The following is a 15,622-nucleotide window of genomic DNA, read 5'->3' on the forward strand; positions in this document are numbered from 1 at the left end:
GACTAATTACTACTTTCTAGAGTTAAAATTCCGTTTTCGGCTAATGCGGTCGTCACCCTGAATTCAGTTCAGGGTCTTCACAGCGGGAAAGATGCTGAACTAAATTCAGCATGACGATTAGCCTAAGTGTGACGCCAATAGCACCCTGTTTTCAACGAAAAAATTGTCGACTCTGGGTTTTTAAGCAGTCGTGTGAATTCAGTTTGGGCAATGAGTTTTTACAAACCCTATTCATATTTACTGCCAACATTATCTAAATTATCAAACATTTTTCGGCCTAAGTTTTCTGAAAATACTCGATTTTTAAAATGCTCGTTCTTGCCAGTAAAAGTTTTGATTTTTGTTTGACCATTCGCCTTATACGAAGTTCGTTTTACTACATAGTTTCCTGTAAGTAAGTTGTAAGATTTATCAATATTTTCGGTGGGCGAAGCTCGATAACTGACATCATAGCCAATTACCTTAATTCTTCTTGAAGGTGGATCAAACCTTAATTTTATAAAACGTCCGAATGCAGCGGTGCCATCTTCAAAACAGCCGAATTGTAGCACCTTATTTTTAAAGGTTAATTGAATGGGGTAAATTTGGAAATCGCTTGTTGAGGGTAAGTCTATTTCAACTTGTTTGTTTAAATTGCTGAGGTAAATGAGCAGTTTGTAATTTGAAAGCGTTGCTTCGTTTTTGATGATAACAGCTTCATCTTTTCTCAAATCATCATCAAACAACATAAAAATTTTGCCCATTTCTTTCCCGTTTGCCGGGCTTTCTTTCAGCACTTCGTAACCCTTTGGTATTGTAACCTGCGCCAATAGCAAAGTTGGAAAAATCAACAATAAAAGATTTAACAACAGCTTTTTATTCATGATAGCGTTTAAGATTATTGTGCAGTTCCATTTGATTAATTACATTCTTTTTTGTGGCGTTTTACAGCTTCACACCGCAAATGCGATACAAAGTGAATACGCTAATTTCTGACCATGTTTCCATAAATATTTGCTAGTAGATATTGGCTCTAAATGGGAATTTTTATCAACCTTAAACCGTTAAATTTAATTTTTTTCATTTGAGATGAGCATCAAGTAAAGCCCTTCAACTTTTTTTCGCATATCTTCTCTAGTTTCATATAAACCTTGCTTTAGGGTTTCCCTGTCCTTATCAAACGCGCTGAGCATCTCTTTATAGTCCTCTGAAATTTCCGCTTTATGATAGCCAGGCTTTTTACTGATAAACAAATAGTCGTTTTCACGATAGTATTTTAATGCGAGTTCCAACACCTTTTTATAATTATCAATATCAGCTGCTAAATATAAAAAAACACCTTCTTCTAATTCTACTTTCTGATCTCCATAAAAGTCGTAATAGACCCCGACATTATTTTTGTTCCAATCAACCAATCTCATTTTTGCCAAGTTGTATAAAAACCCACTCTCATTAAACCTACTTTCTTTAAAATATTTAAGGGCTTGGTCAACGTATCCGCTAGGATGTTGGTTATTCAGTTTGTTGGTTACTGTCATTAGCTCATCTAAATTTATTTCCGAAATGTCTCCATTAGCCAATAGCGAGTCTGACTTTACTAATGCTTTTTTATAAATTCTGATGATGTCAAATTCATCTTGTGCAAAACCTGAGTGGCTCATAAATAGAAATAGAATTAAAATGAAATATTTTATGTTTTTTTGGAGATTTTTTTTCGTCTGCTTCATTTTTAAGATTAATTAACAAAAGAGTAGGTTTTATGTTTTAAAACTAGTTTTTGTTCAAATTAGTATTTAATTAGCATTAATCACGCTTTGTAGAAAATAAGAGTTGCTAAATCTACCTCATATATCTACGCTCGAACGTGATAAAATCTTGTAATCAGCTTTAGCTAAAAATAAACGATAAACTTTACCGATTGATGATGTAACCTAAAACGGTATAACTCATTTTTTCAACTATAATTTTTTTGGAATATTGAGTTGCTAACTAACGAATAATGGCATTTTTAATACACATAGCGGTCACAACGCATCGTATAATAATCTTGTTGACTAGCTGTAAAGTAAAATAGCTAAATTAGTCACTGTTAAAGATGGTTTATGATATTGTGGAAAAAATTAACAGGCGGATATTAATAAGTATCAATAACTCAAAAATATGAATACAATTATCCAAATTGAAAAATACACGTCATTATCTGATATGCTAATAAATAGCTGTTTAACGGATAGCAATTAAACTTTTTAAGAATGCAAGACACCACCATAGAATTTGAATACACTGAAGCGCTTGTAAAAAGCTTGTACCGATTTACGTTTTTACCGAAAATTAAATTTAATTTTTTTTTAAAATTTGTGCCTTTATTTTTTGTTGTAGTAAGCTTAATGTTAATATTAGGAAGTGGGATATCCGATCCATTTGTGGTAAAAACCTTTGCTTTTATTAAATTTATGGCAATTATATTGGCTGTAGTTTGGGGTTTTTGGCTTTGTGTAATATTAATAGCCATTTTTTGGCTGCCAAAGGTGGCAGTTAAAACGACCGAATCATTTCAAGGGCGCTTCAAACTTATCCTAACGGATGATGATTTACATGTTACACAATTAGTAACACAAAAGAACTTTGAAAAAAACGCAGATGTACGGGTTAAATGGCCGGCTTTTACTATGAAGGCCGAGAATGATAAATTAATCATTTTATATCAAAATAGAAAACTATATCCAATACCGAAATCTTCTTTTAAAACGATGATCGAGTTAGAAGAGTTTAGAGGGTTTTTGAGTGCACAAAACCATATTAAACCTAAAAACATTTATAGAACAGTATTATGGGGATAGATTTGAGATATGAACAAATTAGAGAAGGTTTCGTAAAGAAATTCAATTTACCAATATTAAAACAATTATTGCTTATTTCTTTTTTTTCTTCGTTTTTAGCAAATATAGACGGTGGTGGTGCGTTTTTAATTCCATTAATTTTTGGTGCTTACATTGTTTATCAATTTTATGAGAAAAGGCAACGCTTAAAATTTGTGACCTATTTTTTTCCGTTTATATTTCTAATTATTTTCTTCACAGCTGGCGGATCATTTTTGATACACTTTAACGGAGAAAGTTCAATATCAGATACAAATATTCTAATCAAAATTTTTACAGGTCTTTGTTCTGCTTATGTTGTGCTAATTACGATTTGGCTGTTTTCTAAGGGGCAACTTAAATCCTTTCAGTTTTTAATTCTAACAATTATGATTCCAATTCCGTACTTTTTAGGTTTACAAAGTATGGCCGAGCGAGTAGAAATTTTCCTTTTCTATTTTTTGTTTAACACCGGGCTTTCTTTAGCAATAAGTAATTATTTTTTGCCATTAAAGATTAAATCAATAAACGAATAATTGCTTATTCTATACGCTTAGCAGTTGCAAGCTTGCGTATAACAATTTTTGTATTCTATTTATTATTAAAGTCACTATTTTACGTTTGATTAAACCAGCCTCTATGAAATTTGCAAAAACATCAACTGCCACATTACTTTTGCTGTATTCACTTTCAAATTCATTATTTGCACAAGATAAACGTCAGGAATTTAAAAAAAGTGGCGTCTATTTTGGTGTTTATACTGGTACTTGGTTTGGTACTGGAAATAGTTCGAAATTAGGTAATTCCATCATGGGCGGGTTATTGCTCGAGTTAAAGAGTGAGAAAAGTGCATTGGGTTTCAATTTCGATTTTTTTGGAAATCTTGGTAAAACTGAAAAACTTTACATTATGGATGATAACCAAATTATCGAAAAAAATAGTTATTCAGGTGTTCAAATCTCCTTACAGTATAGTCAAGAAATTTATACTAAAAACAGGTTGGCCTTGGAGGCGGTGGGAGGCGTTGGCTACGGCGATTTAAGTTTTAGCGTTCCCGACAAGGATAACGGTGTTGGTAAATCTAGTTTTTTTGTAGATCCAGGTTTAGGGGTCAGATATTTCATCGGTCAAGAAACATTTCTCCAATTTAAGTTGCAGTACAACCTGGCGAATTATAAATTAAAAGACCTTGCGAGCACTAATATTGGAGGAAACTTTGTCACCACAAAGCTTATTTTAGGCTGGCGTTAAATTATATCATGAAAAAAGAAAAATTTATAATTTGCTGTTTGCTGATGATGCTTTTTGCGTGTACAGAAAAGAAGAAACCAGTAATTGTTGAGAATAAAGAAAAAATTGAAATATTAAAAGACAGTCCTTCAAATATTGTTGAACCGCTAAAAGATAAATCAGTTATTGAATTGAAAAACGATACATCGGAAACGGTCAGCACAACAGAAGAACCAGAAGAAGATATTACTGCAAAAGACAGCATCAATTTCGATAAATATGCAGTTGATGTTCAAGAAGTATTCAAGAAAGCACCGCTAGATTTTAGCAGTTATCCAGATGCTAAATTTTTCAGAACAAGAATAATCGACGCCTACAAAAGCAATGAAATAGCTTTTGGCGGACATTACATTGGGACTATTTTTGGCTGTGGAGCAAGTTGTATTATGGGATTTATAATGGATGTGAGAGATGGTAAAATTTATGATTTGCCTTTAGGCGAGAAAAATATGTGCTCGTGGGATATAGATAAGGCGATTAGTAATCCGGATAGCCGGTTATTTATTTCAGCCATTTGCAAAGAAGATGAAAATAGCAAAACTGCCAATTACAACGCTTACGTCTGGAATGAGGAGAAAAAAGTTTTTGAAACCGTTGCGCAAAAAGAATTTATTATCAAAAAATAAAATTACTAAAATTCAATTGATGTATTTTATGCACTATAACTTTTGAAATGAAACGAAAAATACCTACTCCAATAATCATAATTTCTGTTTTCGCTACGATAGTTGTGATAACATGCTTTTGCTTAGGCTTTAAAATCCCCCAGTTCGATAATCATAAGAAATGGACCACGCTTGATGATAACAAAGACAGTCGCTTTAGTATTGATAAAGTTACCGATGCTTATGTTTTGGTTGACCTAGAAAATCCAAAACAGTTCGTTTGCTATGGAGATTCCGTAAGAATCATCAGCGAAAGCGGCGAAATAAAACATGTGTTTAAAACTGAAACAGATGATATTCTTATAGATAAAATTAATAACAGGCTAATTGAACAAGCCACAACTTTTGAGAAGTGGAAAACGGAAGTTGATAGCGTTTTTGTCATCGACCTTAAAAATTACAGTAAAAAAAGGGTGCCGATAACAGAAAATATTGTTAGCGAAACTTATGAAGATTTTAAAAAGAGACTTGGTATTGTAATAGTGTATGATGTTAGCAAAGCTAAAGAATTTACAGTGGCAGATAGTCTTTGTAGTTTGAAATATATGGCCTCTCAAAAAAAATATATAGCTTTTTTAAATACCTTATCTCCTGTTATACAATTAGATAATAAATATGGTGGCAGGCATAGTAGGGTTGCATTTTACAGCAACAAACAAGGAGAACTTTTTAAAATAGTTTCTAGTGATGTGATCACATCAGATAATTTTGAATCTTATATGAGAAGTCTTGATAAACTTTGGCCAAATTGGAATGCAGAACCTAATAAATATGAGTTCAAATTTAAGACCGGAAATTTTGCTCTTGTCGCTAAAAGCAGGGTGATGGGTAATGATTTAACATCTGATTTGTATTTCACGAATATAAGATTTGAACAAAATTATGTAAATTATTATGCGATAAAGCTAAAAGACAGCGTGTTAAACTTTAAAATGTTTGATCACACACATATCATTTATCTAGAAAAAAATCTTCAAGATTTTGATCAGTTAAATGTGCCAAAGAGTGATAGAGATACTTTGGCTTTTGTTTATGGAAATTATTTATATCGGGTATATTTAAAAAAACGATAAATTTTTGTTTGAAGAAAGTTTATCGATTTGGGTCGTCGATTTTTCGCTTAGATTTTGCCTTAAATTATTTTAGAGTTTACGATTGCTTATTATGATAAATTTGCTGATGGAAATTAGCTATGGATGTTAATACTAAAAAGAGAACTACTTTTGAAAACGAAAATGATTAACCTTAATACGCAGTTAAAAAACTTAAAACCAGTAAACTTCAATTTATAAATTACCACATGAAAAAAAGAAAAATATATTCAGCATTAGCCGTTAGTTTAGGTTTAGCCTTAATGTCCTGCAGTAATAAACAATCTACACAAAATACAAAAGTGGTTTATCCAACTTTGTTGGTTGCAAATTCGGGTCAGATTTACAATTATAATTTAGAGTCGAACAAAGTTACTTGGCAATACACCAGTAAGTTTGATACTGCGGGTAATCGCAATAATTTTGCTATAGATGGACAACAGATTTTCATGCCTTTTGAAAGCGGAAAATTCATCAGCTTTGATGTAGCAACAGGTAAAATTATTTGGAAACAAGAAGTTTTTGGCAATGAGGATTCACCTATCGGAATGAGTTCGGACGAGAACGACCAAGCAAAAATGCTGAACGAGTTAAAGCCTCTTTTTATGACGAAGCCACTTATAGACGGCGAAAATGTGGTCATCGCCTCTGGCGGAAATCCCAATTCCATTCAGGGGAGTTATCTCTATAATTTTAATAAAAAAGATGGCGATAGAAAATGGCACTGTTCATTACCGAGACCCTTCAATGCTTATGCTGCGGTAAAATATCGTGATAACTATTTTATCAATTCTGCTGAATATTTAGAAAAGATTTCTCCAAATGAAGGTTCATCTATGAGCTATGGTTTATTTGATGGCGAGGATGAAGTTCCCGGCTCAAACGTGGCGCCAAATCCAAAAAGTCAGTTTGAAAGAGGGATTTATTGCCAAATGCAAACCGATGGAAATAGTTTATTTATTGGTGATGAGGTCGGCAAATTTTACTGTTTTCAATTGGACAAAACGGGCAGTGTAAAAGATGGCGACATTATGGATCCCAAAAATACGTTCATCGGCAATCCTAAATTATTTAAGTGGACTTTCAGTGATAAAGACTTTACTTTCCAAAAAAATGGAATTACATTTTTAACAGATAATGCACTTCTTGTTGAAATGAAAACCGGCACTGCTGATAAATCTTGCATTTTTGCCTTAAATACAGATGATGGAAAAGTTAAATGGAAAAAGGTTGTAAGCGGAGACATTAAAAATTGGGCATTACAAGGTAATTTAATTGTTGGAAGTACAGCCGACAAGATTTTTTGGATCGACGCTAATGGAGAAAATTATAAAGAAGCGAGTGTACAAACTAAACCACTATCTAATATTGAAGTGATGAATGCAACTAACTTTATTTACTTAACCACCAATGGAATTGAGATTTTTGATACCAATTTAAAAAAGGCGAAAGTAATTTTTAAAAAACAAGTTGCAGAAAGAGAATTCGATAATTATCAAGTTAAATTTTTGAAAAAATAATCTTTTCAATTCATGTTAAAAGGAATCTTTTACGCTTGTGCAATACTCTTGATTTTAACTTCCGGCTGTGGTGGTAAGCCCGAAGATCGAACAGGAAATCAACAGAAGAAAACTATAGATTCGAATGAGGCAACGAAAGTTGCTGAAGTGACTGATAACGTCTCAAACATAAAAAAAGAGGTTTTATCCTATATAGAGGTGAAGACTTGGATAGATGATTTTAGGAATTTCCGTATGGCGATTTACAACAATGATGTGCCAAAATTAGAAACCTATTTTGATTTCCCTTTTGATGATAAAGGCAACAGTATTTTGGGTTTGTGTTCTATTTCTGATAACGATTGGGCAGCAAGAAATAAACAATTCAACAATCCAGATTTATTTTATAAGGCAGATTTAGCAAAATATTATAAAAATATTTTCGATAAAAATTTCACGGCTTTACTACTAAAAGTAAAATCGGATCAATTATTTAGTAAACAACATTTGCAGACCAAAATAATAAAAGATAATGATGGCGCATACCAACTATTTGTAGATTACAGCGAAGTAGAAAATACTTTAACGCTAAACTTTGCCATTAGCAATAATTTTAAAGATGAGAACGGTGAATACGTAAGCGAGGGCGAACATAACATCATTTATCATTTTAAAATTATTAATGATAAAAAGCTAATTTTAGTACGAGTGGATATGGCAGGATAAAAACTTTAGAAATGACTAGATTACAAATTAACTTGGGGTGTTTAGGATTATGCGTACTTTTGGCGTTGGGGTTGCTTTTTGCAAAATTTTTAGTGCCGATTGTCCCTTTACTACTTGCCATATTGTTGCTGTTTACCAAATCGCAATTAAAAGCCACGATTTTTTCTAAACAGAAGAAGGTATATGAATTAACAGAAGGACCTGCAAGGTTGGCTGGAAAAGCCATTCTTCGAGAGCAAGGGCTGATTTCGCCATTTTTTAAAGAAAGTTGTATTGGATATCTTTATGTAAAAGAAGAATACATTCCCAACGATGACGGATACAGTACCAATACCCTTGCAGAGCAAACTGCTTGTAAAAATTTTCACTTAGAAACCGATTATGGGTCAATCCATGTAAATGCAACCGGACTAACGCTCAAAGACCTAGCAATAACAGTAAAAAATGAGCATTCGTTAAAACGTAATGTAAATGACCTTGCCTATATAGAATATCTTTTAAAAAATAAGGATGAAATTGTACTTGTCGGTACCGTTATAAAAAATGAAAAAGGACAACTGGAATTTGCCAAAGTGGGTAGAGATTTATTCTTTGCAACCACAAAGAAGAAAGTGCAGGAAGTAAAAATGGGATTTGATGTATTAGCAAAACTTTCGCCATGGTTATTGCTTATGTATCTGGCGGTCAACTATTTTTTGTTTTTTGCACCATTTATAAGTATTCCTGGATCTACAATATTTCCTTATTTTGCCATTTTTGGGCTGCCCATTATATTTGTGGTATTGGCTTTTGCTACAAAAGATAAAGAAGGCTTTATTTGTAAAATATTACAGTTTTTTGCTGGCGTTTGCTTTTTTACCTCTTTTTTAAATTTTCCATTGATCATTCTGTTCTACTCCATTAAACTTGAGTTTTACCGCATATTTTGCATCTTTTTAAGCATTGCGGTTTTCACAACGTTGGCGCTAGCTTTCAATTATAATCATTTAACTGAATTTAATAGTAGCACAGGTAGGTACAAGAAACACGGATAATAAAAAAGAAACAGTTTATGGTGTTGATACTACGGATGAATAGCATTGTTACTTTGGCGCTACATTGAACTATTTTTGAAATTATTTGAATTTTAGAAAACGAATAAACATTGATTGTTAACAAATAATGATTGATGTCTAACGAATAACTTTCAAGTAACGATAAATGCAAAAGATTAATTACATTTAATTTTGGGAAATTAAGAATCACCTCAAATAACTGCTCCATTTATGAAAAAGATTATTTTGATTATTTATATTTTCTGCATTGCATTTGGTGTTGTTAATGCTCAAAATTTAGAGGAGTTGAAGCAGTTATATAGTATTGACAATCCTAATGAAAGTAGCGCTGTGAAAATAATTTATGACGATAGCATTAAACCTAAAAATTTTAACGAAGTTTCTGTACTAAGAGCTTTATCTTTATTTAAAGTACAAAAAGATAAAATTGAAATTGATGCAAAATTACTAACCGTGCTGTACAATGAGACAAAAATCCAATTATTTATGCCCGTTGATGAGGTAATTAACCTTTGCCCTGAACTGGGATTAAAGACAGACACAACTGGTCTTTACTATGTATCCAAAAATAATGTAGTTAGCTTGAGAACCATTGAATTTAAAAATAAAAAATACATTAACGAGATTACAATTGACGACTACTATTTACAAGATAGAAAACTAAAAAATTACGGAATTATAGTAGTAAATGGTTTTCCGGTTACACGTAATCAAAATCCTAATGCCACTCATGAAGCATTTAACAAACTGGCAATTGATGATTCAGGTAAATTTTCTGGATATGGCATGAATTGGAAGTATTACTCGGTAATAAAATCAAAAGATGAAGATAAATTAGCGATGCTATCAAGTTTATATGTCGACGATTATTTTAGGAGGTTGCAGAATAAGAAAATAGTTTCACAACTAAAATGGCAAAATTCTCCCGATAACAAATTTACAATTTATTGCAGTCTTACGGGAATAGACCCTGAAGATGTACCTTTAGAAGCACCTGGAAGCAATTACAAATAACTTTAAAAGTATGCTCGTATTATTTTATATTGCCATTATTCTGATACCAATTTTAGGCTATTTTGTTTATAAAAATATCCGTAAAAATGCTGATAATACCACAACGCTGTACGAATATTTTTTAATTGCCATCACCTTAATTTCTCTTGGTTTGTTTGCAATTGCATGGGGAATGAGTAGTGATGATTATTATACTGCTATTGATATTGTTGATGGTGGCTATACGCCAATGGCTACTAAACATTTAACCACGTTAGCGGTTTTTCTAGCATTATCCGTTTGGAGCATTTTTGCACTGTGGTTAAAGGCAGAGCGCCTATCGCCAATTTTATTTGTGCTCGCCATCCTTTTTTTAATCTACGGTTTTGTGATTAGCATTGGCTTGCTTATTCAATTCGGTAGCAATACCGAACAGCATGGCGCAGATTACGTAATGTCGCTTTTACCGTTTTGCTATTTACTCATCTCATTTTCGCTCTTTGTAAAAATCTCTGCTAAGGCACAAATCATTGCGAAAGATCGGGTGTATAAAAACCGAGCGCTCAACTATTTAAACGGTATTTTAGCAAAGAGTAATCATTTATCACTTTGGATGATAGCGCTTTTTATTCCTGTTTTTATTGTTATCATATCAATTTTGATGTTGTTTGGGCAAGATTTTAATTCAATTACCAAAGTATTGACAGAAACCACCACTTGGACTTTTTCTCAGCAAACACATCCACCATTTTTAGAACATAAGGGTCATTATTTGTGTACGGTAGCCGTTTGTGGAGATCCTAAAGTGGTAAAACCTTTGCGTTTGGGCAAAAGACATGGACACGAAATTATTGTAAATAGACAATTGTTAATTGCAAACGCGTTTGAAGAACTGATCCAGGAAAGTACGCCACGTTTACATAAAATAATTAGAAATGCGTACGATAAATATGGTTATCCGCTATCGAAGAAAATAACATCTGCAAAAAGTTCAAACTTAGTGTATAGATTGATGAAACCGTTGGAATATTTGTTTTTGGTTGTCCTTTATTTGTTCGTAGTTAAACCCGAGGAAAAAATTAATAAACAGTATGCGATTTAGGGTATGATTGGTAACTCATTAATTTAATTATTTGAACGAATAATAAAGTAGTTGCTACGTATTGCATGTAAACGTTAACGAATAATGATATAGTAATTAGAAGTTGTATTGCATTGCTTATGTTTATGCTGTGGAGATAAAAGAAACCACGTTATAACTTATGAAGATTTTAACATACATTTCAACATTTGTGGCAATTTCTCTCTTTTCATGTAGCTCAAAACCCGACATAAAGTTAATTGGGATTTATATTGAGCCGTACTATAATTCCAGCCCTTTTAAAATAAATGTTGGTTCGTATAGTGAAGCCTTAAAAACTGCCGATGAGAAAACAATTTTAGATGTGGCGCAAAAAATTAAATCTAATATCGATAAAGTTGACCTCATAACAATGTACATGCTTTCTACCCGATTGTACGATTTAAACAAAAAAGACGAAGCCGTTTATTGGTTTTATACTGCATCGTTTAGACGGAATGTTTTTAAGCAAATAGCTTTAGATAGTGCCCATGGCACAGAAACAGGTGAACTGATTCAAGCGCTTGATAGCTACAAAACACTTTTAGGCGAATATGTGAATGGTTATGCACTTGGCCAAATTGATAAAAATATAGAAAACTGTAAAGCAGTTATTGCAGATAATAGCAATATGAAAAGTTTGTCGATGGCTTATCCAACCCTAAAATTCGATGAAACTAAATTGCCAGAAGCGGTAAAAAATGCAGTAAAGGATAGGGAAGAATTTATTAAATACATGGATGACAACCGAGCAGAAATTAAAGCTAAAAGAACAGAAAACGGTATTGATGGTAAATACTAAGCTTCAGGTTGTAGTCAAAAGAAAATGACGTCGCCAAAAGAAATTTACGATACCAAAAGGAACAATTTCGTTAATAAGACAAAGTTATATTTTGATTTTTTGACATCAGAGTTTGATTTTGATGAACCGATTTACGGTTTTTCGGAACAGCCTAATGGAACTATTACGAAGGATAAATTTGATTTTAATAATCAGCGTAGAAATCTAAAAATAACAATATCAAATGCTTACCATCCTAATGATTATGGATTTGAAATAAATTTAATTGACTTAATAGCTGAAACTGAAGAAATGGTTGGTTATGTCTTAAAAGAAAATCAAGATGTTGAGCAAAACTATCTTAAAAATGCGTCAGAACATTTAAAGAAAATTATTGACGAGACATATTAAAAACAGTTTTCTAAAACAAAATACAAATGCGTAGAAACCTCCTTATTTTTTTTGGTTTAGTATTTATTGGCACGTTGGTACTGCTTTTTAAATGGAGTGGGTATGAGTTTCCCAATGAAAACAAACATCCTGAAATTCCTTTTTTTCCTAAAACAACAAATGGTTCAACGCTGATAAATAAACGGGTTGACTCTATGTATATTCGAGCATATCAGATATTGAAAAAATCGGATTTAATTTTGGTAAATTACGCTAAAGATTCGCTCGAAAATAACAGTAGCGAGCTTGCAGTTGTTACAAAATCTTTTAGTCCGGTTTTTTATTTACATGCTAAACAGGCACTCAACTATAGTTTCGATGAAAAAAGAAATTTATTGTGTGTTGTAGAAAGCTCGACTGATACCACGCTTGCGGTTGTTGTGTTTAACATAACAAAGCGTAAAAGAGAAATTGTTAAAAACCTCACAATTGCAACCTATCAAGAATTATTCAATAGTTTAGCTGTTGTGAAACATTTTTCTCCCCATAGAGATTTTACCCAAGGGATATTTTTTACAGATACTAATGGGCAGATTTATTTTGCTAAAAGTGAATTGGCGAATGCAATAAGTAAAGTTGTTAAAATGGAGGAGGCAGATAATTTCAACTTTACAATTTCGATTACATACGCAGGCGATGCTACAATCCATACCAAAAACATTAAAGTTTTTGATAATACTGTAGTTTCAAACCATTTTAAACGGTTGCTTGCTTACGGCACGCCATCTTCACCAGGAGGTGATGGCAACCCGCCCAACTTTCCTGAAGATAAAGGTTGGTTTGATAAATGGAGGTATTACTTTTTTAAAATAAGACTAAAAAATAAGGAAGCTGAATTTAAAACCAACTTATACAACAATTCTGGAACTTATTTCGATGAATTATCCGAGCCAAAAACCGACCAAGATACTTTGCTATATTATTCGGAAAATAGATTTTATCAGTTTTACGCTAAATGATAAAATCTAAATAAAAGTGTATTTTGTTAAATTAATAACGATTTAAAAAAGGCTGAGAAATTGCTTAACAATTCTCGGAAAACCAAAACTATAAAATTAGCTATGAAAACGACTTTAAAAATTGCCTCAGTTTTAACGATGATGTTTATTTCAACATCACTTTATGCTCAACTGCCAGAAGAAATTCAATGGAAACATTTAGAGAAAATTTATACGCCAGACAGTACGCAACTGGTGCTAAAATTGAATGGTAAAGTATTGGATGGAAAATATAAAATTCCTTTTGATGAAGGTGGCTTTGCGCTTTACACCATTAAGAGCGGTAAAATTACAGGCGATGCTTTTTGGTATTCTACAGCAGGGAATGTAGAGTGTAAACTTCGATACAAAAACGGTGTAAGAAATGGGTTGAAAGAAAATTATGATCGTGATGGTAAAGTTTGGTTGAGGCAGGAGTTCATAAACGGAAAGCAAGATGGCATAAACGAGATGTATAGCGGTGGGCAATTATCCAATAAAAGCGAGTATAAAAATAATAAAAAAGATGGCCCACAGTACAGTTACAGTGGTGATAAAGTAATAACAGAAACAAATTATAAAGATGGCTTAAGAGATGGTTTAAGCAAAACTTACGGGCTAGATGGAAAAGTAATTACAGAGATAAATTATAAAGCCGATAAGCAAGATGGCTTAACCACCATGTTTGCAATGGGTAATAAAACGATGGATTTTATGTTTGTTGATGGGAAAAAACATGGCATAGGCCACATGTACAAACCAAATGGCTCGGTAGTTTTTACGAATTATTTTATCAATGGAGAGAAAGTGAGCAAAGACGAATACGATAAATATCGGAAATAGGTATGAGTTAGTTTTAACTTCGCTTTTAAAAATTATTTTATCCAAATGAAAAATATGTTGCTGATTATTCTCGTGGCTTTTATTGCAATTTTCCTGTTAGAAAGCTGTACCACAATCAACCTATCTCCAAAATTGCTGGTTAATAAATCCAAGTATAATAAATTCCCAGAATTAAGTGATGGCTTGGAATGGGGTACATTTAAGATGAACAGAATTACAGAAACATCGGGTGTCAACTTGCGCTATTTTCCACAAAAGAACTTTTTTCTAGTCAGTAATTATATAAGTTTACAAGAATTCAACCCAATTAAAATAGATAGTCTTGGCAACACGGTTTTTCAACTTAACCTGTATAAAAGGAATGATGCTGATTTTATAGATGCTATCAATTGCTTCGTTATACTATCAAATGAGGTTTATGATTTCTCTGCTGATAAGCCAACCGCTGTTCCTTTTAGTGAAGTGTTGAACAAGGAGAATACGTTCACATCAGAAAAATGGATTGAAACGTTTGAAGCACATTATCAACAAGCCGACATTGTTTTATATGGCTGGATTACAGAGCTACAATCAGCACAGTGCGTTTATTTTCAAACAGCAGGTAAATGGGTAAAACTTTACGAATTTGATAGTTCGGGACCAAGTTTTATTTATCCCGACGGCTCAAAAATTAAATGCAAAATAAATAGAAAGGAAATTCCTGAAAAATTGTATGAAGAGCATTTTTTAAAAGATGCTACAAATCTGACCTATTCAAATGAACACCGTTATACAGATGAATACATTACGCCATATACTTCCGCGGAAGCTTCATTTTTTCCAGATCAAGCGCTTACCTACAAAAAGGCTGGAGAAATTAAAACGCTTGCGTTTTCAAAAGAAATGTCCACCTCCGATGGTTATATGAATCCTGGTATTCCCACAAGATTTTATGGAACTGCTTTTTATGAGTTGAATATAGATGGGGATATTCTAAATTTTAAAAACAATGCCATCAAGTCTAATGGATTTAGCGAAAAAACTGAAACCGATCTGTTTCTTTTTAGTTTACCAGAGAAATTTTTAAAAAAGAGTGCTTTACGTTTTCTTACTTATGATTATGGGATAAACGTTCACGAAAATGGGAAAAAAGGCGTTTATGTCATTCGGAAAAAAGGAAATTAAATATGATTACGATCCATTCAAAACGGATAGGAGATACAAGAATAAAGGCAATTTGACCAAGACAATAAGTTGTGCGTCATTTTACCTCTCGATTTCTCAAAGAATTAAATCAGCCAAGATATAATAACCCA

Annotated in this window: 17 protein-coding genes; 15 read left to right on the forward strand and 2 right to left on the reverse strand. The window is 32.5% G+C overall.

Going from position 1 to position 15,622, the window contains the following annotated elements:
- Nucleotides 1-227: 227 nt before the first annotated feature.
- On the reverse strand, nt 228-863 hold the full coding sequence (locus EZJ43_RS13270; RefSeq protein WP_133263198.1) for a hypothetical protein: 636 nt from the start codon (nt 861-863) through the stop codon (nt 228-230).
- A 186-nt stretch (nt 864-1,049) separates the two neighbouring features.
- On the reverse strand, nt 1,050-1,640 hold the full coding sequence (locus EZJ43_RS13275) for a hypothetical protein (protein ID WP_133263199.1): 591 nt from the start codon (nt 1,638-1,640) through the stop codon (nt 1,050-1,052).
- 591 nt (nt 1,641-2,231) lie between these two features.
- Between EZJ43_RS13275 and EZJ43_RS13280 the strand changes: the two genes are divergently transcribed.
- The 15 genes from EZJ43_RS13280 to EZJ43_RS13350 all read left to right on the forward strand — a co-directional run bounded on the left by EZJ43_RS13280 (nt 2,232) and on the right by EZJ43_RS13350 (nt 15,491).
- Nucleotides 2,232-2,819 (forward strand): YcxB family protein, encoded by a 588-nt coding sequence (locus EZJ43_RS13280; RefSeq protein ID WP_133263200.1) that lies wholly within the window; start codon nt 2,232-2,234, stop codon nt 2,817-2,819.
- Entirely contained in the window at nt 2,810-3,373 is a 564-nt protein-coding gene (locus tag EZJ43_RS13285; protein WP_133263201.1) for a hypothetical protein, read from the forward strand. Before EZJ43_RS13280 ends, EZJ43_RS13285 begins: the two co-directional genes overlap by 10 nt.
- A gap of 103 nt (nt 3,374-3,476) precedes the next feature.
- Nucleotides 3,477-4,088, forward strand: coding sequence for a hypothetical protein (locus EZJ43_RS13290; RefSeq protein ID WP_133263202.1), 612 nt, complete (start codon nt 3,477-3,479; stop codon nt 4,086-4,088).
- A gap of 8 nt (nt 4,089-4,096) precedes the next feature.
- Nucleotides 4,097-4,753, forward strand: a complete 657-nt coding sequence (locus EZJ43_RS13295) for a hypothetical protein (RefSeq protein ID WP_133263203.1) — start codon at nt 4,097-4,099, stop codon at nt 4,751-4,753.
- Nucleotides 4,754-4,800: 47 nt separating this feature from the next.
- Nucleotides 4,801-5,865 carry a hypothetical protein gene (locus EZJ43_RS13300; RefSeq protein ID WP_133263204.1) on the forward strand — a complete coding sequence of 355 codons (1,065 nt, stop codon included), beginning with the start codon at nt 4,801-4,803 and terminating at the stop codon, nt 5,863-5,865.
- A 227-nt stretch (nt 5,866-6,092) separates the two neighbouring features.
- Nucleotides 6,093-7,403: an outer membrane protein assembly factor BamB family protein gene (locus EZJ43_RS13305; RefSeq protein ID WP_207924626.1), complete on the forward strand. Its 1,311-nt coding sequence runs from the start codon at nt 6,093-6,095 to the stop codon at nt 7,401-7,403.
- Nucleotides 7,404-7,415: 12 nt separating this feature from the next.
- A complete protein-coding gene (locus EZJ43_RS13310) occupies nt 7,416-8,108 on the forward strand; it encodes a hypothetical protein (RefSeq protein ID WP_133263205.1) in 693 nt (230 codons plus the stop codon).
- Nucleotides 8,109-8,119: 11 nt separating this feature from the next.
- The gene (locus tag EZJ43_RS13315; protein ID WP_133263206.1) at nt 8,120-9,142 is read left to right on the forward strand and encodes a hypothetical protein; all 1,023 of its coding nucleotides are present in this window, start codon (nt 8,120-8,122) and stop codon (nt 9,140-9,142) included.
- Between the two features lie 231 nt (nt 9,143-9,373).
- Nucleotides 9,374-10,177 carry a hypothetical protein gene (locus tag EZJ43_RS13320; protein WP_133263207.1) on the forward strand — a complete coding sequence of 268 codons (804 nt, stop codon included), beginning with the start codon at nt 9,374-9,376 and terminating at the stop codon, nt 10,175-10,177.
- A gap of 10 nt (nt 10,178-10,187) precedes the next feature.
- Nucleotides 10,188-11,258: a DUF6688 domain-containing protein gene (locus EZJ43_RS13325; RefSeq protein WP_133263208.1), complete on the forward strand. Its 1,071-nt coding sequence runs from the start codon at nt 10,188-10,190 to the stop codon at nt 11,256-11,258.
- A 160-nt stretch (nt 11,259-11,418) separates the two neighbouring features.
- Nucleotides 11,419-12,078 carry a hypothetical protein gene (locus EZJ43_RS13330; protein WP_133263209.1) on the forward strand — a complete coding sequence of 220 codons (660 nt, stop codon included), beginning with the start codon at nt 11,419-11,421 and terminating at the stop codon, nt 12,076-12,078.
- 24 nt (nt 12,079-12,102) lie between these two features.
- On the forward strand, nt 12,103-12,468 hold the full coding sequence (locus EZJ43_RS13335) for a hypothetical protein (RefSeq protein WP_133263210.1): 366 nt from the start codon (nt 12,103-12,105) through the stop codon (nt 12,466-12,468).
- A gap of 26 nt (nt 12,469-12,494) precedes the next feature.
- Nucleotides 12,495-13,466, forward strand: a complete 972-nt coding sequence (locus EZJ43_RS13340) for a hypothetical protein (protein WP_133263211.1) — start codon at nt 12,495-12,497, stop codon at nt 13,464-13,466.
- A 102-nt stretch (nt 13,467-13,568) separates the two neighbouring features.
- Complete coding sequence (locus EZJ43_RS13345) at nt 13,569-14,327, forward strand: toxin-antitoxin system YwqK family antitoxin (RefSeq protein ID WP_243718092.1); 759 nt, start codon at nt 13,569-13,571, stop codon at nt 14,325-14,327.
- A gap of 45 nt (nt 14,328-14,372) precedes the next feature.
- Nucleotides 14,373-15,491, forward strand: coding sequence for a hypothetical protein (locus tag EZJ43_RS13350; RefSeq protein WP_133263212.1), 1,119 nt, complete (start codon nt 14,373-14,375; stop codon nt 15,489-15,491).
- Nucleotides 15,492-15,622 lie beyond the last annotated feature (131 nt).

This window comes from Pedobacter changchengzhani, from assembly GCF_004354365.1.
Lineage (GTDB): Bacteria > Bacteroidota > Bacteroidia > Sphingobacteriales > Sphingobacteriaceae > Pedobacter > Pedobacter changchengzhani.